This is a genomic window from Streptomyces sp. NPDC055140, assembly GCF_053607285.1.
This window is the reverse complement of sequence record NZ_JBSGTG010000047.1, coordinates 1-19,672: the sequence shown is the minus strand read 5'-3', so window position 1 is coordinate 19,672 and position 19,672 is coordinate 1. Positions and strand designations below refer to the sequence as shown.

The 19,672-nt window shown below is 68.0% G+C and carries 18 protein-coding genes and 1 pseudogene; 12 read left to right on the top strand and 7 right to left on the bottom strand.

What is annotated here, in order from left to right:
• Positions 1–106: 106 nt before the first annotated feature.
• A complete protein-coding gene (locus tag ACWFR4_RS44025) occupies positions 107–2,467 on the bottom strand; it encodes a GH92 family glycosyl hydrolase (RefSeq protein ID WP_453657118.1) in 2,361 nt (786 codons plus the stop codon).
• Between the two features lie 347 nt (positions 2,468–2,814).
• Between ACWFR4_RS44025 and ACWFR4_RS44020 the strand changes: the two genes are divergently transcribed.
• Positions 2,815–3,060 (top strand): hypothetical protein, encoded by a 246-nt coding sequence (locus ACWFR4_RS44020; RefSeq protein WP_453657116.1) that lies wholly within the window; start codon positions 2,815–2,817, stop codon positions 3,058–3,060.
• Between the two features lie 240 nt (positions 3,061–3,300).
• Here ACWFR4_RS44020 and ACWFR4_RS44015 read toward each other — a convergent pair whose 3' ends face one another.
• Positions 3,301–3,642, bottom strand: a complete 342-nt coding sequence (locus tag ACWFR4_RS44015) for a hypothetical protein (RefSeq protein ID WP_453657114.1) — start codon at positions 3,640–3,642, stop codon at positions 3,301–3,303.
• Here ACWFR4_RS44015 and ACWFR4_RS44010 point away from each other — a divergent pair.
• A complete protein-coding gene (locus ACWFR4_RS44010) occupies positions 3,632–4,195 on the top strand; it encodes a GNAT family N-acetyltransferase (RefSeq protein ID WP_453657112.1) in 564 nt (187 codons plus the stop codon). The two genes, ACWFR4_RS44015 and ACWFR4_RS44010, sit on opposite strands and share 11 nt — an antisense overlap.
• Here the strand turns inward: ACWFR4_RS44010 and ACWFR4_RS44005 are convergent.
• On the bottom strand, positions 4,149–4,535 hold the full coding sequence (locus tag ACWFR4_RS44005) for a transposase (RefSeq protein WP_453657140.1): 387 nt from the start codon (positions 4,533–4,535) through the stop codon (positions 4,149–4,151). The two genes, ACWFR4_RS44010 and ACWFR4_RS44005, sit on opposite strands and share 47 nt — an antisense overlap.
• Positions 4,536–4,799: 264 nt before the next feature.
• Between ACWFR4_RS44005 and ACWFR4_RS44000 the strand changes: the two genes are divergently transcribed.
• The 3 genes from ACWFR4_RS44000 (at position 4,800) to ACWFR4_RS43990 (ending at position 7,195) form a co-directional block, all read left to right on the top strand.
• Positions 4,800–5,756, top strand: coding sequence for a redoxin family protein (locus ACWFR4_RS44000; protein ID WP_453455210.1), 957 nt, complete (start codon positions 4,800–4,802; stop codon positions 5,754–5,756).
• Positions 5,757–6,217: 461 nt separating this feature from the next.
• Entirely contained in the window at positions 6,218–6,841 is a 624-nt protein-coding gene (locus ACWFR4_RS43995; RefSeq protein WP_453657138.1) for a hypothetical protein, read from the top strand.
• Positions 6,842–6,940: 99 nt separating this feature from the next.
• Positions 6,941–7,195 carry a DUF6417 family protein gene (locus tag ACWFR4_RS43990; protein WP_453455212.1) on the top strand — a complete coding sequence of 85 codons (255 nt, stop codon included), beginning with the start codon at positions 6,941–6,943 and terminating at the stop codon, positions 7,193–7,195.
• A 464-nt stretch (positions 7,196–7,659) separates the two neighbouring features.
• Here the strand turns inward: ACWFR4_RS43990 and ACWFR4_RS43985 are convergent, their stop codons facing one another.
• Together ACWFR4_RS43985 and ACWFR4_RS43980 are read right to left on the bottom strand one after the other, a co-directional pair.
• Positions 7,660–8,238 carry a hypothetical protein gene (locus ACWFR4_RS43985; RefSeq protein ID WP_453468280.1) on the bottom strand — a complete coding sequence of 193 codons (579 nt, stop codon included), beginning with the start codon at positions 8,236–8,238 and terminating at the stop codon, positions 7,660–7,662.
• A 387-nt stretch (positions 8,239–8,625) separates the two neighbouring features.
• On the bottom strand, positions 8,626–9,831 hold the full coding sequence (locus ACWFR4_RS43980) for a calcium-binding protein (RefSeq protein WP_453657110.1): 1,206 nt from the start codon (positions 9,829–9,831) through the stop codon (positions 8,626–8,628).
• 427 nt (positions 9,832–10,258) lie between these two features.
• Between ACWFR4_RS43980 and ACWFR4_RS43975 the strand changes: the two genes are divergently transcribed.
• From ACWFR4_RS43975 to ACWFR4_RS43965, 3 genes are read left to right on the top strand one after another with little or no spacing between them, the layout of a single operon-like run.
• Positions 10,259–12,019, top strand: coding sequence for an ABC transporter transmembrane domain-containing protein (locus tag ACWFR4_RS43975; RefSeq protein WP_453657108.1), 1,761 nt, complete (start codon positions 10,259–10,261; stop codon positions 12,017–12,019).
• Entirely contained in the window at positions 12,016–13,788 is a 1,773-nt protein-coding gene (locus ACWFR4_RS43970) for an ABC transporter ATP-binding protein (RefSeq protein ID WP_453657106.1), read from the top strand. Before ACWFR4_RS43975 ends, ACWFR4_RS43970 begins: the two co-directional genes overlap by 4 nt.
• Positions 13,789–13,812: 24 nt before the next feature.
• The gene (locus ACWFR4_RS43965) at positions 13,813–14,490 is read left to right on the top strand and encodes an RDD family protein (RefSeq protein WP_453468276.1); all 678 of its coding nucleotides are present in this window, start codon (positions 13,813–13,815) and stop codon (positions 14,488–14,490) included.
• 100 nt (positions 14,491–14,590) lie between these two features.
• On the opposite strand, the pseudogene ACWFR4_RS43960 reads toward ACWFR4_RS43965, so the two are convergent.
• Positions 14,591–14,842: pseudogene (locus ACWFR4_RS43960) on the bottom strand (MarR family transcriptional regulator); the annotation flags it as partial.
• Positions 14,843–15,143: 301 nt separating this feature from the next.
• Between ACWFR4_RS43960 and ACWFR4_RS43955 the strand changes: the two are divergent.
• From ACWFR4_RS43955 to ACWFR4_RS43945, 3 genes are all read left to right on the top strand, one after another.
• Entirely contained in the window at positions 15,144–15,719 is a 576-nt protein-coding gene (locus tag ACWFR4_RS43955) for an NADPH-dependent FMN reductase (protein WP_453468275.1), read from the top strand.
• Between the two features lie 408 nt (positions 15,720–16,127).
• Positions 16,128–16,556 (top strand): nitroreductase family deazaflavin-dependent oxidoreductase, encoded by a 429-nt coding sequence (locus tag ACWFR4_RS43950; RefSeq protein WP_453657104.1) that lies wholly within the window; start codon positions 16,128–16,130, stop codon positions 16,554–16,556.
• Positions 16,557–16,598: 42 nt separating this feature from the next.
• Positions 16,599–17,522, top strand: a complete 924-nt coding sequence (locus ACWFR4_RS43945) for an NADP-dependent oxidoreductase (protein ID WP_453657102.1) — start codon at positions 16,599–16,601, stop codon at positions 17,520–17,522.
• A gap of 300 nt (positions 17,523–17,822) precedes the next feature.
• Here the strand turns inward: ACWFR4_RS43945 and ACWFR4_RS43940 are convergent, their stop codons facing one another.
• A complete protein-coding gene (locus ACWFR4_RS43940) occupies positions 17,823–18,455 on the bottom strand; it encodes a TetR/AcrR family transcriptional regulator (protein ID WP_453469163.1) in 633 nt (210 codons plus the stop codon).
• A gap of 103 nt (positions 18,456–18,558) precedes the next feature.
• Between ACWFR4_RS43940 and ACWFR4_RS43935 the strand changes: the two genes are divergently transcribed.
• Positions 18,559–19,479: an NmrA family NAD(P)-binding protein gene (locus ACWFR4_RS43935; protein ID WP_453657100.1), complete on the top strand. Its 921-nt coding sequence runs from the start codon at positions 18,559–18,561 to the stop codon at positions 19,477–19,479.
• The last annotated feature ends 193 nt before the right edge of the window (positions 19,480–19,672 follow it).

Here is a 19,672-nt window from a genome sequence, read left to right as displayed (position 1 = left end):
CGCCGGCCCCGGTTATCTCGAACCCGGGGTTAAGCCCCTGCCCGGGGCCCCCCGGCGGGCCCGATACCGGGGGGCGCCCCCCGGGGGGGGCCCCCACCCCACAGTGTCAGTCCCGGGCCATGGCGGGCGGGGCGGCGTCGACGCCCCAACTCGTCGGCTCGGCCGAGAGCTTGATCTTGATGGCGCCGGAGCGGAGCAGGTCCTTGTGGGACAGCCAGCTCTGGCGCACCTCGCCCTTGTTCGTGTGCACGGAGGACACGTACTGCAGCTTCGAGGCGTCGGCGCCCGGAGCCTCGATGCTGATCTTGCGCCCGTGTTCGGGCCGGATCTCGACCTTCTCGAACATCGGCGCTGTGACAACGTAGTCGGCCGAGCCGGGCTGGGCCTCGAAGATGCCGGCCATCGCGAAGACGAGCAGTGACGAGGTGGCGCCGAGGTCGTCGTTGCCGGGCATGCCGTACACGTCGTCGGTGAACAGCGTCCGCATCGCGCGCAGCACCGCGGAGGTCTTCCACGGTGCGCCGGTCCACGTATACATCCACGGTGCGTGGAAGTCCGGCTCGTTGTTGGGGTTGAAGGCGAAGTTGTTGTGGTAGTCGTACGCGCCCGTCACCCAGGAATCCGTGGCGGCCTTCGCCGGGTCCGTGAGCACGGTCGGTATGTCGAAGAACTTGTCGAGCCGCTGCTCGGCAGCCGCCTGACCGCCCATGAGGTTGTAGAGGGTCTGCGGGTCCTGCTGGGCGAGCCACTGGTACTGCCATGCGGTGCCCTCATGGAAGGCGCCGGACTGGGTGGGGTCGGGGTTGCCCGCGACGGTGCCGTCCGCGTTCTTCGTCACGGGGAAACCGGAGAAGCCCTGTGACGTGACGCTCGGGTCCCACAGCTTGGTGAAGTTGTCGCAGCGCGAGGCGAGCGTCGTGGCCTTGTCGCGGTAGCCGAGGCCGTCGGCCATCGTGGACAGCGCGCAGTCGCCGAGCGCGTACTCGAGCGTGGCCGAGCCGGCCTGGCGGCTGTCGCCGTACTTGTAACCGGGCAGGTTCTGGTAGCCGACCCAGCCGTTCTTGACATAGGTCGGGTTGCCGTCACGGCCGCGGAAGATCGACTGGTCCGCGGGCACGTCATTGACGTTCTTCCAGAGCGCGTCGAAGAGCTGGCGCGAGGTGCGCTCGTCGAGCAGACCGCGGTTGTAGATGTCGACGACCCACGGGGTGATGGGATCGCCACTCATCACGTTGGTCTCGCCGCTGCCGAGCCCCCAGCGCGGCAGCCAGCCACCGTCCTGGTAGATGTGCAGGACCGACTTGGCCATGTCCGCGGCCTTGTCCGGGTTCAACAGCGCCACCAGCTGGTTCTGCGAACGGTAGGTGTCCCAGAGCGAGAACATCTGGTAGTACGCGGAATCCCCGCGGTGCACCTTGTCGTCGAAGCCGCGGTAGCGGTTGTCGACATCGGAACCGATCGACGGGTGCAGCAGCGAGTGGTACAGCGCGCTGTAGTACGTGCGCTGATCGGCGCTGCTGCCACCGGCCACGCGCATGCGGTTCAGCTCGTCCTGCCAGGCGTCGTGCGCGCCGGAGCGGGCCTTGTCGAACGACTTGGGCTGCTCGGCCTCACGGTTGAGGCGGGCGCCGTCGATGGAGGTGTAGGACAGCCCCACCGAAGAACCGACCTGGTCGCCCTTGGCCGGGTCGAACGACAGCCAGGCGCCCGCGCGCTTGCTGCCACGCGACGCCTCGCGCTGGTTCGGGGTAAGAGTGCCGTCGGTCCAGGTCCCGAACTTCGAGAACGTCCGGTCGAACTTGGCGCTGAAGTAGACCCGGTAGCGCTCCTTGCCGGTCTCCCCGCAGAAGTTCCCGCCCTGAACCCACCCCTCCACGGTGTCGTCGCCGACCACCTTGATATCTCCGGCGTAGGTGCTGCCGTTGCTCTCACCGGCCTCGATGAGGACGTTCTCCTCACCCGATCCGCCGGGGTACGTGTAGCGGTGCTGCCCGGTTCGCTCTGTGGCCGACAGCTCGGCCTTGATGCCGTTGTCGAACTTCACGCCGTAGTAGCCCGGCGCGCGCGTCTCGTTGTCGTGGCTGAACTTCGCCCCGTACTGAGCCGGATCGGACGACGTCACCGCACCGGCGGTCGGCATGAACCGTATGTTGCCCATCGTCTGACAGCCGACACCCGAGAGGTGTGTGTGGCTGAAGCCGAGGATGGTGTCCTGCGCGTAGTCGTAGGACGCGTACTTGTTCAGCTGTGTGTCGGGGCTCAACTGCACCATGCCGAAGGGAGCGGCCGCGCCCGGGAAGGTGGTCCCGTCACCGTTGTTGCCTATCGACGTGTCGACCAGCGTGGTGGGGTCATCAGCGAACTTCGGTCCCTGCTCCTTGGCGTTCGCGACGCCGGAGGTGGCGGAAGCCGCGGCCATGGTGGTGACGATCAACAAGGCGGTGAACACGCTTCTCAGCGCTCGCATCGCGATCCTCTCGGTAGACAACGTTGTCAAATCAGGACCTGTCGATCTTTGCTCTTCCGGTGTCGTTCCGTCAATCCATTGTTGTCCACAGGCGGTTGGGCGTAGGGAGGGGCCCTTGCCTGCGTTGCTTCGTGTGGGCGTGCTGGTTCCACGGGACCGTTTCCGGCCGAGCCACTCCGAAAGAAGCCCGCCGGGACGCCGCCCGACGTGTGGCAGGCGGCGCCGGGGCCGTTCATGCTTTGGCTGCAGTGGACGCCGGGCCGCGGCGACAACGCGCCGGTCGTCGTTCCGGGGCCGCGGGCGAAGCCCGTCCGGGCCGAGAGCCGGGTAAACAAGGTCCTCACCCGGTGCGGATGTTCCTGCTCTACGCCGTGACGAACAAGATGGTGCCGACCTGGGTGCTGGAGCAGATCTACGAGATCGGTGACACCCCGGATCTGCCCGATGCGGCCCAGCGTGAGAGCGGTTGCATGTGGTTGCGGCTGCGTGCTCGCCACCGGGTCCAGGAACCGGGGACGGACGTCGACCACTCCGGCGACGAGGAGGTCGTGGCGATGTTCCTGGCCTGCCGCTCCGCACGGGGGAGCGGCTGACGCTGTTGCTCCTCTCACGCGTCGGCCTGCATCCGGGGCAGGTCGAGGGCCTGAGACGCGGCGACTCGCATCTGCTGATGGACTCCAGGCGGTTCTCGCCACCGCGACCTGCTCGACCGCATCCACGCCGCCACCAACATACCCGGTGAGGAGGGGCGGGTTGCCGCGGTCAGCAGGCTTCTCTGCAGCCGACCTTACGAACGCGCGGGAACGCAACAAGCGCCTCACCGCACGGGTCCGTCAGCTGGGGAACCGCCTCTCCTCCACCAGCTCGGCGATGCCGTCTGGGCCGAATACGGCCTCGGGGCACCCATCGACATCGACCAACTCCACCGCCGCATCAGCCTCCTTGAACAGGAGGTCGCCGCCGAGCAAGGCGAACTCGACGAGCGGACAGAGGAACCGGAGGCGGCGCGAGCGGCCAACCGAGAGCTGACCCGGGCCCTCAACCACCGGCTTTGATCGCGACCGGGCACTCGGATCTGCTTCCAGGTCACAGCCACGGTGGCCCCGGCAAAGCTGTCCACCAGCCACCGGATGCGTCCAGAAGCGCGCTGCATAGGATCCCGGAATGGCAACCACCAGTCATCTCCTGCAAGGGCCACGAGTGGCCATACGGCGCGTCGACCGTCAGGACTACGCGCAGCTCAGCGCGCTGCACCAGGAGAGCGCCGAGATGCTCCGACGCTGGGTGGGCGCTCGTGAGATCACGTTGGAGATGTTCGAGAGCTCGCTCGAGCGGTTTGCGCAGCCGACCCATGAGGGCTTCGTGATCTGTCTGCCTGACACCGGCGCGATCGTGGGCGGAGTCAACATCAACAACATCGTCCGGGGCACCCTCCAAAGCGGGACTCTGGGCTATACGTCCTATGCCTCCACGACCGGCCGCGGCTACATGACCGAAGGCCTGGGGCTCGTGCTCCAGTTCGCCTTCGGTCAGCTGGACCTGCACCGGCTGGAGGCGAACATCCAGCCGGACAACGCCTCGTCACTGAGCCTCGTCAAACGCCTGGGCTTCCAGCTCGAGGGCTACTCGGCCGCCTTCCAGCTCATCAACGATGAGTGGCGGGACCACGAACGCTGGGCCGTCACCGCCGAGACGGCACAGACAGCGAACCACCGGATCGAGCACTAGCACCACAGGTGTCGTGATGCATGGACTCAGCTGCCACGTCGCGCAGCTGCATCAACGTGAGACTGATTCCACAGCAACAGCCTCGACCCCAGAGGATCGACGCCTTATGTGCGTGGTCGAGCCATGGGCGACGCACCTTGCCGTGGAGCTGGGCAACCTTCTCCACCGCACGCTGGTGGTTGGCGGTGCGGTCCTTCGCCTTGCCACGCGGGAACCGGGACAGGGCCTGCTGCGCTGCCCCGAGCTTGTCGGCTGCACGGGGGCCGTGGCGCGGGTTGGGCACGAACTCGCCGTTCGAGTCGGCGAGGAAGTTCGCGATGCCCGGGTCGATGCCGGCCACGGATCCGGTCGCGGGCAGCGGTTCGGGCTGGTCCTGCCCGGCGCTGAGCACGACGAACCACTTACGGCACTCGCGCTTGACCGACGCGGTTTTGACCTCGCCGATGACCGCGCGGTGCTGGTTGACCTTGACGTGGCCGATGCCCTGGAAGCGGACGCGGGCCCGCGCCTGTCGACAGACCCCTGGTCCGCCCAGTGGAACATCGTTGCCCCGACTTGACCTTACCCTCAAGGGCAAGGTTTAGCGTTCTTCGAGGTGAGAGGCATGCAGATCAGTGAGCTGGCCCGCCGGGCGGGCGTGACAACGAAAGCGGTGCGCTACTACGAATCGCTGGGCTTGCTCACGCCCGGGCGGCTGGCCAACGGCTACCGGGACTACGACGAGCACGACGTACGACTCACGCAGGAGATCCGGGCGCTCGGCAGTCTCGGGATTCCTGTTGAACGCACCCGCCCGTTCCTGGAGTGCCTCACGGCCGGCCACCGACACGCCGACGACTGTCCGGCCTCGCTTGCCGGTTACCGGGACGCGATCGACGAACTCACCGAGCGGATCGAGGGACTCACCGCGCGCCGGGCGGCACTGGTCGCGCACCTGCACCAGGCCGCTCACCGCGGCAGCTGCGTCTCACCGGCCAACGAAGGAGAGGACCTGATGACTGACTACACGAGCGTGCCCGCCGACCTGCCCGTCCCCGAGGACGACGGCGCGGCTACTCATTTGCCCGGCACGAAGGTGCCGCACCTGGAACTCCAGGGCACCGGCGGCACGGCCGCCCGCCTCGACGGGCTCGGCGCAGGCCGCACGGTGATCTACGTCTACCCGCTCACCGGACGCCCGGGCACCGACCTGCCCGACGGCTGGGACTCGATCCCCGGGGCGCGCGGCTGCACCCCCGAGGCATGCGGCTTCCGAGATCACTACCAGGACCTTCTCGCCGCTGGCGCGGACGGAGTGTTCGGCCTGTCAAGCCAGGAGACCGACTACCAGCGTGAGGTCGTCGAGCGGCTCCACCTGCCGTTCCAGATGCTTTCCGACCCTGCGCGGCGCCTGGCAGAGGAACTCGGCCTGCCCACGTTCGAGACCAGCGGGCTGACGCTCTACAAGCGGCTGACTCTGATCATTCGCGACGGCGTGATCGAGCACGTCTTCTATCCGATCTTCCCCCCGAACGAGCACGCCGAGCAGGTCCTGACCTGGCTCCGGGGCAACCCCCTGTAGGGGTCGGCGTTCAGCACATGCTGTCGCCGGGCGCGAGCAGGCTGGTGACCTCGGCGATCGCCTCCGGGGAGGAATGGAAGTAACGGCCCCCAGGCTCCCCGTTCAAAAGGGGATCCAGTCACGGCCGCCGCCACCCGCACTCCCAGCTTGTCGTTCAACGATCAGCCCCGAACGGTCTGCCGCCCCGGTCACCGAGGCCTGAACACCGCCTCAGAACGAGCGGGAAGCCAACGGCGCCTGACCAAAGGCGCGCCGCTGAACCTGCCAGGACTGCACGTGCTTGCGGTCCAGGTCCGCAGTGCTTAATCAGACGCGGCAGATTCGGCGGCAAGCAGTTCAGTCGTTTGACCCTACGGTGCGACGGTGTGGGCGGCTGCCGGTCAGGGACGGCACTGAACAGCCGGTGGTTGAGGCATCGTCCCGAAGGGATCAGTAGGGTCATAGGTGTGCACGATGTGCGGGTGGTATTGATCGGCGGGACGTCGAACGTCGGAAAGTCGACCGTTGCCCATGCGGTGGCGGAGAAGCTCGGGTTCCAGTGCCTGACCACTGATGGGCTGGCGCGGCACCCCGGGCGACCCTGGAGAACTCCGGAGTGGGAGGTGCCGGCGCACGTCGCCGAGCACTACGGATCGCTCACGGTCGACGAACTGATCACGTCCGTTCTCGGCCACTACGATCGGCTGTGGCCCCGCATCGAAGAGCTGATCACGACCTATGCGGCTGAGGGCCATGGCAGGACGGGCCTGGTACTGGAGGGCTCGGCACTCTGGCCCGTCCACGTCGAGAGGCTGCAGGTCCCTCGCACGGCCGCTGTGTGGCTCACCACGGACGACGCCGTGGTGCGCGCACGCGTTCATGCAGCGGGCCGCTATGAAGCAGCTACGGAGGCGGAACGGCGCCTGATGGACAAGTTCCTGGCCCGCACGGAGCGCTACCAGACACTCATGATCGATGCCGTCGACACGTTGGGTCTGGATCGCATCGACGCGGGTGGCGGGCGTTCCGTTGCCGAGCTGGCTGACTCGGTGCGCGCAGCAGTCGGGGCCCAGAACGCGGTGGGGCGGTCAGCCTTCGGTCGGTGACCAGTCGTTGCGGCTCACCTATGGCAGAACCCGACGCCAAGCCCTGGACGGTCGTCGCGAGAGGTACGGCTCGGCATGTGCAGGGATGCGGGTGCGTCCGTGCGGGTGCTCGGGCAGCTCTTCCAGATGCTCTTGCTGTCGGTGGTCGTTACCCAAGGCATGACTTCGGATGCCACCAGCATGATCCCCGCGCAGGACAGCACAGCGCATCGTCTGGCGATGCTCACGCTCGACGAAGCCCACGACCTGCTCCGGCTGCTGCAGCTGATCGCGAGCGAGGGTCTCGACGAACTGAGCGAGGAAGCCGAGTGGTTCGCCCGGGAGATCGCTGCGCGTATCCCCTCGGGGAACTGAAGTCCTCACCGGCGCAAGGCCGAGGTCACCTGAGTACTGGTGCTCCTCATGTGACGCGACGCCGGCGTGGAACAGGCCGATGGGGAGGCTGGCCGGTTACTGGGCCGGCCCAGGCTCTCCTGGCGACTCCCACGGTCGCACCGCAGAGCCTGGGCAAGCCGGCGCTCCACGATTGGGCCGACGACCTCGTGTCGCAGGCGTCGGCGTGATGCCGGGCTGCTACGAAGCCCGTCGCCTCCCAGACACGGCACTCCGGCCCGGCGACGTCAGCGGGAGGGCCTGCGGCCTGGAACTAGGGGCCCGGCCGCCGGGCCGGAGTGAGCGGCGCGGCGCCGTACAAGCACATCTCCGCTCCCCGTGTCCGGAGCCGGTCCGCAGCGGCGGTCCGGCGTCAGTGGGACGAGGCCGCCATCGCCGGCCCGATTCCGACGGGCCGGCGATTCCCCGTGCTCGGGATGGTGGTCTCACCACTCGTCGTGGTGGCGGATCACCAGGAAACTGCCCACGACCCCGTCCTCGACGAAGACGCCTCCCTGGCGGCTCCCTTGGTCGGTCCGGGGCACGACACCATAAGTGGCGCCGTAGGGGCCGACCCTGGCCACCGGCGAACCGTTGTCGCAGTTGAACCCGCGGTAGACCTCAACGGCCGCGTCGCTGTCGTTGTCGATGCTGAAACTGGTTGAGCCCAGCCCGCTGGCAGCGGGGATGCAGCCCTCTGTGCGGGCGGAGTACGTCCGTTCGTTGAAGTGGATTCTTCCTTCGTCCCTGCCGCGGTAGCCACGGTCACGGTCCTCGTGGTCACGGCCCTCGTTCCCCCTGCCGCCAGTGCTTTCGGTACCGAGGGGAGCCGCCTCGGGGGCGGCCTGCTTGACGGGCGGTGCGGCCCGCTTGGCCGGCGGTGCGGCTTGTTTGGCCGGCAGTGCAACTTGTTTGGCCCGCGGGGCGGCCTGGGTCGATTCGGATTGCGCGGCATAGGTGATGCCGGTGGCAAGGACCGCTGCGCCTACCACGGCGGCGGACACGGCGAAGGTTCGCGTGGGCATGTCACTCCTCCCTGTCTCAGAGATGTCAGCTGGACAGCCGACCTGCATCGAACGTAATAATCGACTGATCAGATGTCATTTCAGGACGCCTCAAGGTGTGACATCAGGCTGCTGAGCGAGTGGAATCCCTGCACTTAGTGCATATCTCAGAGTTTTCTGACATAGCGCTAGAATCCGGGTCCAGGTGAGGTCGCGGTGCAGCCGGGGGATGACAGCGGTACGGCCCGGCTGCCGCACGTCTGACGGCAGCAGGCCACGCGGGGAGCGGAATGCCGGCCGGACCGGCCAGCCTTGTGACCTGCGGTGAGCCGCGTCCCCAACCTCGCAGGGCAGTACACCTAGCTGCCCCAGCCGTGAGCCGGCCGGGGGCCGGTCCGTCCGGGCCGGTCAGAGCAGACCGGTTCGGCTGGTCATTCCCCTGAGCCGGTCGAACAAGGGCCGGTCCGTCCGGCCGGGGACGGCTCTTCGGGCCGACCGCGCGGCCTGCTGGGCCTCGCAGTTGACCACCGTGTTCGTCCCGCCCTCGCCGTCGCAGTCGTCGATGCCGGCCTGGCCGTTGAGAGCGTCGGCGGCGGGGCCGCCGCGCAGGAAGTCGTTGCCGGCCCCGCCGCGCAGGCCGTCCCGGCCGCCGGCGGTGCCGAGCGTCTGGTTCCAGTCCGAGTTGTCGCCGAAGATCCGGTCGTCGCCGCCGCGGCCGTCGATCTGGTCGTTGCCCGCGGTCGCCCCGGTGGGATCGACGAGTGTGCTGTCGCCGATGAGCACGATCTCGCCCGCGCTGCCGCCGATGATCCGGTCGTTGCCGGAACCGACCGCGGTGCCGCCGGACGTGTGGTCGCCGACGGCACCGAACGCGCCGTCCGGTCCCAGGTCGATGAGATCGTCTCCGCCCGCCCCGGTCGCGTTGCCGAACGCCACGAAGCTGTCCCCCGTGACGTCGCCCTGCGTGCCGGCGCCTTCGAGCAGGACATCGTCCGCGGCACCTGACCCCCCGAAGTAGGCCTGGGCGTCTCCGATGAGGACGTCCTCCCCGTTGCCGCCGATGATCCGGTCTGGAGCTCCGCCGTTGGCATAGTCGCCGGCGCTGTCACCGGTCAACCAGTCGTCGCCGTTCCCGCCGACGAGGACGTCGGGGGAGGCTCCGTTGGCAGTGCCCTGCGTCGCCCCGTTGTCGCCGAGCAGGAAGTCGTCCCCGGACCTGCCGTCGAGATAGTCCCGCCCTGTGGGGCTGGTGACGTCACCGGTGTACGCGCGCTCGTCGCCGACCATGCTGTCGTTGCCCGCGTCGCCGATGATCCGGTCGTCGCCGACGCCGCCCGAGATGCTGTCGTCGCCGTCCCCGCCGTGGATGAGGTCGCTGCCTCCCAGGCCGCAGATCCTGTCGTTGCCGCCCTTGCCGTCGATGACGTCGCTTCCGGGTGTGCCGATGATGACGTCGTCGCCAGGGGTGCCGGTGGTGCCGGTCACCGTCGCGGCGCCCTCGAAGCAGGTGGGCGCTGCGACGGCGGGACCGCCGGTGGTGACGGTGAGAGCGGCGGCGGCGAGCACGGGGGCGCAAAGGAGGCCGACGGTGCGGACAGCGCGTCTTCGGGACATGGGGGGTTCCTTCCGTGGCGGGACGACACGAGGTCGGTCACTTTGCGTGATGTCTGCCACGGGCCAAAGGGTGCCTGACCGTACGGAAAGCAATTTCACCCGATGAGTCGGCGGCCGCCGCCTGGCCCCGAGACCCGGCGCGGCCGTGGTCTTCTCGCCCTGCTCGTGGGGCGGCAGTTCCGGGCGGTTTGCACGGCGGGCGTACTCCCGGTCTTCCGGGCACACGGGCACGGATATAAAGGCGAGCTTTTCCGCCAGCCGGTCTCGGGCCGACTTCACCGTCAGCCCAGGTCTGGCCTGGGTGGCGTGTGGGTTCCGCGACACCGTGCAGAACCGAGGGGAGAAGGTACGGCAGGAAGCATGCGCCGGCCACGGAGTTGACCCGGTCTTCCAGACGAATCGGCCAGGGATCACTAGCGTGTGGTGCATGACAGATTCGGACGTGGATCCGGGGACCCCGGACTGTCGCAGCGCAATACGGTATCTATCGTGGCTGATCACCCGTCAGCGCCGCCGGATCGCCGCTGGTGCGCTGCTTGGCAGTGCCTGGATGGTCTGCCTGACTCTGCCGCCGTACTTGCTGTCACGGGCCATCGACGACGGGCTGGAACCGGGGCACTGGTCCGCGCTGGTGGGCTGGGTCGCGGCGTTGTTGGGTGTGGGGGTGTTGAACGCGTGGTTGGCCATCATGCGACATCGCACGATGACCAGGGTGAGGCTGGACGCCGCCTTCCGTTCTGTGCAGGTTGTGGTCATGCAGGCGGCCAGGCTGGGTGCGACGCTGCCGCGCCGGGCCACGGCCGGGGAAGTCGTGACGATCGGGTTCGGTGACGTCGCCGCTATCGCCGACACGCTGACCATCACCGGCCCCGGTGTCGGTGCGGTCCTCGCCTATGTCGTTGTGGCTGCGCTGCTGCTGACCGTTTCGCCTCTGCTCGCTGTGGTGGTGCTGGTCGGTGTGCCGTTGCTCGCGGTGTTGGTCGGTCCACTGCTGGGGCGGCTGCAGGGCGTTGAGGCGACGTACCGGGAGCAGAAGGGCGGGCTCGCCGCCCGTTTCGAGGACATCGTCGGGGGCCTGCGCGTCCTCAACGGTATTGGCGGTAAAGAGGTGTATGCCGAGGCCTACCGGCGCGGCTCGCGGACGTTGCAGGCGGAGGGGTACCGCGTCGGCGCGGTGACCAGCTGGATCCAGGCTCTTGGTGTCGGCCTTCCCACTTTGTTCCTTGGGGCCGTGACCTGGCTCGCGGCCCGGATGGCCGCTCAAGGGGCGATCAGTGTCGGCGAGTTGGTTGCGGTCTACGGGTACGCCGCGGTGCTTGTGGTGCCGGTCTCGTTCTTCATCGAGGGCGGATACGACCTCAGCCGTGGACTGGTCGCTGCCCGCAGAGTCATAGGTTTCCTGGCCCTGGAGCCTGATTCCGTCGACGGGGACGCGGCGTCGGACGGGCCCGGGTCGCCGTCCACGCTTCGGGATCCTGAATCTGGCGTCGAGGTGGCGCCGGGGGGATTGACCGCATTGGTCAGCGCCCGGCCGTCGGAGTCCGCGGCAGTGGTCGACCGCCTCGGCCGATTTGTCGATTCGGCCGCGACCTGGGGCGCGATACGTCTCGACGAGATCGACCTGACGCAGATTCGTCGGCGGATCCTCGTCGCGGACAACGAGGCCGATCTGTTCGCCGGTTCGCTGCGCGAGGTGATCTGCGGCAAATGGGAGCGGGACGAGGAGACCATCGGCCGCGGCGTCCACTCCGCCATGGCACAGGACATCGTCCGCAGCCTTCCGCACGGACTCGACTCGCCCGTCGAACAGCAGGGCCGCAACCTCTCCGGAGGTCAGCGGCAGCGCATCCGGTTGGTCCGGGCCCTGTTGGCCGATCCCGAGGTGCTCCTCGCGGTCGAGCCCACCTCGGCGGTCGATGCACATACCGAGGCGGCCATCTCGACCCGGCTGCGCGCCGCACGGTCCGGCCGCACCACAGTCGTCACCAGTACGTCACCGCTCCTGCTGGGCCAGGCGGACACCGTGTACTACCTGGTCGACGGCGCCGTCGCGGCCGTCGGCAGCCATCGTGAACTCCTGGACCGGCAGCCCGGCTACCGCCTCCTGGTGTCCCGCGGCGTGGACGACGAAGACCATGAATGCCCGGACGACGGAACCGTCCCGCCGTTCCAGGAGGCCGTGCGATGACTTCCAGCTCCCATCCGACGGCCCAAGCCCTGCCCATCGCCGAACCCTTCCGGATACGCCAGGCCGCGCTCCGGCTGATCCGACTGGACGCTCGCTCTTTCGCCGCCATGATCGGCCTCAACGCGCTGGCCGCAGCTGCCGGACTCGTCGGCCCGTGGTTGCTCGGCCGCATCATCGACGAGGTCAGGGCCGGCGGCGGGGTGTCCACAGTGGACCGCCTCGCGCTCACCATTCTCGTCTGCGCACTGGCGCAGCTCCTCCTGGTCCGTTACGCCGGCTACATCGGGCACCGCTTCGGCGAACGGACCCTGGCGCGTATCCGCGAGCAGTTCACCGACCGGGCGCTCGCACTGCCCACCGCGGTGATCGAGCGGGCCGGCACAGGCGACCTGATGACCCGCGGCACCACCGATGTCGCCGCAGTCGGCGCCACCCTCCGGGACTCCGGCCCAGAGGTCCTCATTGCCGGAGTCCAGGCGTTGTTCATCCTCGGTGCGGTCTTCGCGCTTGACCCACTGCTCGGTGCGTGCGGAGTGCTGGGCCTGCTCGGCATCTGGTTCGCCGCCCGCTGGTATCTGCGCCGGGCGCTCCTCGCCTACCTTGATGAGGGTGCGGCCAACTCGGCTCTCGCGGAGCAGCTCGTGGCCACCGCCGCCGGCGCCCGTACAGTCGAAGCCCTCGGACTGCAGCAGCGCCGCATCACGGCATGCCAGGAGGCAATCGACAGGTGCCGGAGCACCCGGACCCGAACCCTTTTCCTACGCAGTGTGCTCTTCCCGGCTGTGGACATCTCCTACGTCATTCCCGTAGCCGGCGTCCTGCTGATCGGCGGCGTGCTGCACGACCACGGCACGATGAGCCTGGGCGCAGTGGTCGCCTCGGCCCTGTACCTGCGGCAGCTCTCCCAGCCCTTGGACACCATCCTGCAGCGGATCGAGCAGCTGCAAAGCAGCAGCGCCTCCTTCGCCAGGGTCGAGGGCCTCGGCCTTGCACCGCAAGCACCACCGGCCGCCTCTCCCACACCGACCGACGTCCGGATCGAAGTGGCCGGTGTGAGCTACGCCTACAACGCAGAGAGCGACGTACTGCACGGTGTCGACCTGACGATCCAGCCCGGCGAGCGACTGGTGATCGTCGGCCCGTCCGGCGCGGGCAAGACCACCTTGGGCAGACTGCTGGCAGGCATGGACACACCGCACACCGGCTCAGTGATGGTAGGGCAGGTCCCGGTCGCCGACCTGGACCCCGACCAACTGCGCCAACACGTCGTCCTCGTCACCCAGGAGCACCACGTGTTCCTCGGCACCGTCCGGGACAACCTGCAGATCGCCTCCGCACGCGCCACCGACGCAGAACTGCGCACGGCACTCGCTGCCGTCGGCGCCGACTGGACCGACGACCTGCCGGACGGCCTGGACACCGATCTGGGCCACGCGGGACACCGGCCGGATGGCGCCCAGGCACAGCAACTGGCCTTGGCGCGCGTGGTGTTGGCCGACCCGCACACGCTGATACTCGACGAGGCCACCGCACTTCTGGACCCGAGGACCGCCCGGCACACGGAGCGGGCGCTGGCAGCTGTCCTCGAAGGCCGGACCGTCGTCGCCATCGCGCACCGCCTGCAGACGGCCCACGACGCCGACCGAGTGGCCGTGATGGAAGACGGCCTACTCACCGAACTCGGCACCCACGACGATCTCGTAGCAGCCGAGGGCGCCTACGCCGCACTCTGGCGCTCATGGCAAGGTGAACGGCCGCCTTCCACCTGATCGTCCAGCGTCCCCTCGCAAACGATGCCGTCGTCAAGGCAGGCCGCCGCAGCTGAGGTGAGTGAATTGTCGGGTCCGTCCGCGCGGTTGCGCGCGGTGGATCTTCTCCTGTATAAGAACCAGGCTGCTTGGACCGTACAAATTTTACGGCGCCCGCAAGGTGTCAGCGAGGTGCAGATGCTGGGAACCACGTCATTCGGCGGCGACTTGGGGCCGCTCCCGCCGGTGCGGGGCGCCGCCACGTCCGGACGGCCTCGCCCTGGTACGCCCGGCAGCCTCACGCGCCGCATGGTCGCCGTCGCCATCGACATTCCTGTCGCGGTGGTGTGCCTCGTGGGGCCGCTGCTGTGGATCCTTGATCCCGTGCTCGACGTGCTCGATCAGCCCGTGGAGCAGGCGCGGACTGTCTTCCGGTTGACCGCCGTGCTGTGGCTCACCGCCTTTGGACTCCTGTACTCGCCGGTGTGCGTGTCGCGCTGGGGCGGCACACCAGGCAAGCGGGTCACGGGACTTGAGGTGGTACGCGCCGACGGCGGCGCTGGACGGCTGTCCTACGGGAAGGCCGTGCTGCGGCACGCCGTCAACGTGGTCACGTACACCGTCACGCCACTCACCATCGCCCAGGCCACCGCCATCACTTTGAGCGAAGACAAGCGCAGTATCGCCGACAAGGCTGCGGGCAGCGCGGTGGTCCGGCGCTGAGGTAGCCGCCGCCTGTGCAGTGTCGACGGCGTTCCGCTCGCGCAGACTGCTGCGTCGGGTGCATTCTGCGTTCCCTTGTTCTGCGGGTCAGCCCAGCGCGTCAATTGCCTTCACGATCAGTGCTCGCGCGTCCGCGCCGTATATGGTCATGCTGCGCAACTGCTCGGTCTTCGGCTTCGCGTACCTGCCGCTGTAGGTTCTGGAGGGTGTTGACGCCCCGGGCGGTGGTGACGATCTTGCGCTGGCGCCGATCGGCAGGGTTGAGCTGGCGCTCGACCGAGCCGGCCGTGACGAGGTCGTCGATCAGGTAGGTCATCACCGTTCGGTCGATCCCCAGGTACGTGGCCAGGTGAGCTGATTTTGCTGGTCACCTCGGACGACGACGGCGAGCGTCTGGTAGCCGCGGGAGCCTGCGGGACGTCATCGAGGGCCGACGCGACGACGGTCCGGTACGCGCGCATCAGGACGAGGTGGGAGAGACCGAAGCCCCTCGCGAAGTCGACACCGTCGGCGACTGGCTTGGCCGGTGTCTCGGTGCTCTCAACCGGAATGATGCCCGCCCACTCGTTGTTGGACAGATCATCTGCGCAGCATGCGATCTATCAGACCACGCACTTCCGCGACGAAGCGCCGCAGATGAGAAGGCAAACGTCATGCTCAAGATCGGCATCATCCTCGGCAGCACCCGCCCCAACCGCAATGGCGAGCAGGTGGCGAAGTGGGTGCTCGACATCGCCTCGCGCCTCGACGACGCCACGTTCGAGCTCGTCGACCTCCGCGACCACCCCCTGCCGCACCTCGACGAGCCTCTGTCGCCGATGTTCGGCCAGTACCAGCACGAGCACACCAGGCAATGGGCGGCCAAGGTCGCGTCGTTCGACGGGTTCGTCATCGTGACACCCGAGTACAACCACGGCATCCCCGGCGTGCTCAAGAACGCCATCGACTTCCTCTATGCGGAGTGGAACAACAAGGCCGTCGGCTTCGTGTCCTACGGCGGGGTCGGCGGGGTGCGGGCTGTCGAGCACCTGCGTCTCGTCGCCGCCGAGCTCCAGATGGCCGACGTACGCCAGCAGGTTGCGCTGTCGATGATCACCGAATTCGAGAACTTCAGCGTCTTCAAGCCCGGCGCCCACAACCTGCCCTCCCTGAACACGATGCTCGACCAAGTCATCGCCTGGAGCACCGCGCTCGCGCCGCTGCGCATGGCCTCGGCCGTCGCCGCCTGAGCCGCCCGCCGGACTCTGCTCACCCATTTACGGCGCACAAGAAGTCCTGCCATCCCCTGCTGAGCCGAGACGTCCCATGGCACCGAGAAAGCATGCCTGTCCGCAGAGGATCGGCCCTGCGGGTGCCCCGGCCGTGCGCATCACCCTGATCTGGTGATGCCTCCTCACCTGCCTGGTGGAAGGGATCGCAGTGGCCCGCCTCCCGGCAGACCGAAGGGAGATTCTCCGTGAGCACCGAACTGCGAGAGTGCCTCGAAGCAACCCTGCGGCAGTCAGCCTTCCCCGCCGCCAGCGATGTCGATGAGCAGCGGCGCTCGCGTCACCGCGTAGCGCAAGGCAGAACCCGCTCTGTCCCTACAGCTCGTCCTCCCAGCGCATAACCCGGATCGTGAACGACAGGGGTTCGACATGAGCGAAGCGCTCGACTGGAACGCGAAGACCATTGCAGAGTTCCGAGCGAACGAGGGCAGGGTCGGCGGGGTCTTCGAGGGCGCTCCGCTGATCCTCGTCCATCACCGCAGCCGCAAGAGCGGGCAGGAGCACGTCAGCCCGATGATGTACCTCCCGCACGACACCGCGCCCAACATCGTCTACGTCTTCGCAACCAAGGGAGGAGCACCCACCAACCCGGATTGGTACCGCAACCCGACCGCCGCCGGTGAAGGCACCATCGAACGCGGCACCGCGACTTACCAGGTGACCGTCCGCGAACTGATCGGCGCCGAACGCGACCGCATCTACGCCGAGCAAGCGCGGCGTTACCCCGGCTTTGCCGAGTACGCACGCCAGACTGCCGGAGTCCGCATCATTCCCGTGCTCGAACTCCGGCGGGCGTAGCCCACACCCCTGTCATCTGCAGCGAGTCGAAGGAGAGAGACCATGCCCAAGGCGGTCAGGTACGACGAGTTCGGCGGGATCGACGTGTTGCGGGTCGACGAGGTGGAACGCCCGGTGCCCCTGGACGGGCAGGTCCTCGTACGCGTGAAAGCGGCCGGCACCAACCCCAGTGAGGCGGTCATCCGCACGGGGGCCTTGGCGGACCTGTTCCCGTCGACGTTCCCGTCCGGGCAGGGCAGCGACCTCGCCGGGGTCATCGAGGAGGTCGCCGCCGGGGTTGCTGGATTTTCGCCCGGCGACGAGGTGCTCGGATTCACCCAGAAGCGGGCCTCCCAGGCCGAGCTGGTCTTGGTCGAGGCCGGTGACCTCACGCGCAAGCCGGAAAAGGTCTCATGGGAGGTGGCCGGCAGCCTGTACGTCGTCGGCGTAACCGCATGGGGGGCGGTACATGCCGTCCAGCCCAAGGAAGGCGAGACCGTCGTCATCTCCGGAGCCGCCGGGGGAGTCGGCTCGCTCGCCGTCCAGCTCGCGCGCCGTACCGGGGCCAAGGTCATCGGCCTGGCGAGCGAGAGCAACCACGAGTGGCTGAAGAGCCACGAAGCGATCCCGGTCGCGTACGGCGAGGGCGTCGCGGACCGCATCAGGGCCGCCGCGCCCAGCGGCGTGGACGCCTTCATCGACACCTTCGGCGACGGGTACGTCGAGCTGGCCCTCGCCCTTGGCGTCGCGACCGATCGGATCGACACCATCGCCGATTTCGCGGCCGCCGAGAAGTACGGGGTGAAGACTGACGGGGGGATCGCGGCCGGGCCGGGCGCCAAGGTGCTCGCCGAGCTTGCCGGCCTGATCGCCGACGGACACCTCGAGGTGCCGATCGCGAACGTCTACCCGCTGGCGCAAGTCCGCGAGGCCTACACCGAGCTCGAACGTCGCCACACCCACGGCAAGATCGTCCTCAGACCCTAGAACTCCGGTGCGACTACTCCATTTGCCCTGGTCAACGGCCTGGTGGCGGGAGTGTAGCGAGGCTGTGGCACGGGTGGGACGGCTAGGTGGACGTCCCATCAACGGGTGGCCGCGCCACATGCAGTGGCAGGGTGCCCGTCCTGCTCGGCGATCGCTGACGGTTTCGACGGCTCCTACCGCCGAAGTCTGCCCCGCCGGAACGCCCCTCCCGGGGCGAAGGCTTGCCGGTCTGCAGATTCACCGAGCCCGCAGGTGGTGTATCAGCGCGCCATTTGCAGGCGGGATAGGGCTGCGCCGCCCCTACAGCCGACTGGCCTCGGCGAGGGCCAGCAGGTCGTTCGCTGCCTCCTGGGAGCGGATTCGCATGGCGGCAGAGTCGGGGACCGGTCCGCCGAGCAGCGCGGTGTCCACGATCTCTGCCTGGAGGAGGGCGGAGAAGACGTGCGCGGCCCGTGTGGGGTCGTCGATCTTGGCGCGCAGCTCGGTCGGCCAGTGGGACAGGTGGCGCGTGAACAGCGCTATGCGGTCGCCGATGATCTCCTGTTGGTAGCGGCGGCCGAGCTCGGGGAAGCGCTGTGCGTCCCGGGCCACCACCCTGAACAGCGCCAACTGCTGCTCGGACAGGATGTGCTGGAGAAGCTCGCAGCCTGCTTCCGTCAGGCCTTCTACGGGTGGCAGGTCCAGCCAGTCCGGGTCCGCGGTTTGCTCGGAGGTGTCGCAGGCCTCCTGGATGACGGCGACGAAGAGATCGTCCTTGCTGTCGAAATGCCGGTACAGGGTCGTGATGGACACGCCTGCGCTAGCGGCGATGCGGTTGACCGAGCTTCCGCCGTACCCCTCTCCAAGGAAGGCCGCGAGAGCGGCGTTGATGATCGCCTCGCGCTTGCGCGCCATCAGTCGCGCTTTGGGGTCGTTCTCGGCCCAGGTACGCACGGTTCTTCCTCCGGTCTCGCGTCGGCTTGACAGAGCATACGACAGCGACCACTATCGCGTCATACGAAAGTGATTGCTTTCGTGTGAGAGCAAGGAGAGACAGATGCCGAACACAGACATCCCCCGGGTGCTGGTCCTCGGGGCCACGGGCCGCACCGGAGCGGCGGTCGTGAAGACGCTGGAGACAACACCCGGTCAAGCAGTTCCTGTCCGTGCTTCACGCAGCAAGGCGACCGTCGAGCAGTGGATCAAGGAGGGGAAGGAAGCGGTCCGTATCGATCTCGATGACCCCGACACCTTCCCCGGCGCCCTGGACGGCATCGACCGGGTATTCCTGATGACCGGCTACACCTCGGCGATGAACCACCAGACCAAGACCCTGGTGGACGCCGCCGAGGACGCCGGCGTCAGTTTCCTGGTGCACCTGGGCGTGTTCAGTGACAAACGCTCCACCGACCCGCACTTCGCCTGGCACGAACTGGTGGAGCGCTACATCGCCGGCTCCAAGCTGGCCTGGGCGAATGTGCATCCGCACGTGTTCATGGAGAACCTGCTGGGCATCAACCGGCTGCGCGACGGCCAGATGGTGTGGCCCATGGGCGACAAGCAGGTCGGCTGGATCGCCAATGACGACATCGCGGCGGTCGTGGCCAAGGTCCTGGCCGAAGGCCCCGAGACGCACGCGGGCAAGGATTACTACCTGTCCGCCGATCTCCTCAACGGCACCGAGGTGGCCGAAGCCCTCTCCGCCGCCCTCGGACAGGAGATCCCCGCGCTGGTCCTGACCCCGGACGATCTGCAGCGCATGATCGATGCAGGGCTGAACACCGCGCCCGCCAACATGGACGCCGCATACGCGGCCAGCACGCTGATCTGGGCGCGACAGACCTACGAGGGCCGTATGGACTACTCCGCCGTCACCACCAGCACGGTCCAGGACCTGCTCGGCCGCGAACCCATCCATCTAGAGGCCTGGGCCACCGCACACCGTCAGGAACTGCTCGACCAGATCTCGTCAACTTGACCCGGCCGTAAAGGACCGGGTTTGGAGGTAGTGCTCAGCTGGCTGCTGGGGTGGACTCCTCCGTCCAGACACCCCTAGGGGGTGACAGGGGCGCGTGACTCACGCCCCGCATTCCACACGCTCTCGCCACGGGTGGCGATGTTGTGGGAAGCGTTCCGATCTGCGTGGGCAACGACCCCGCAGTTCCGGCAGG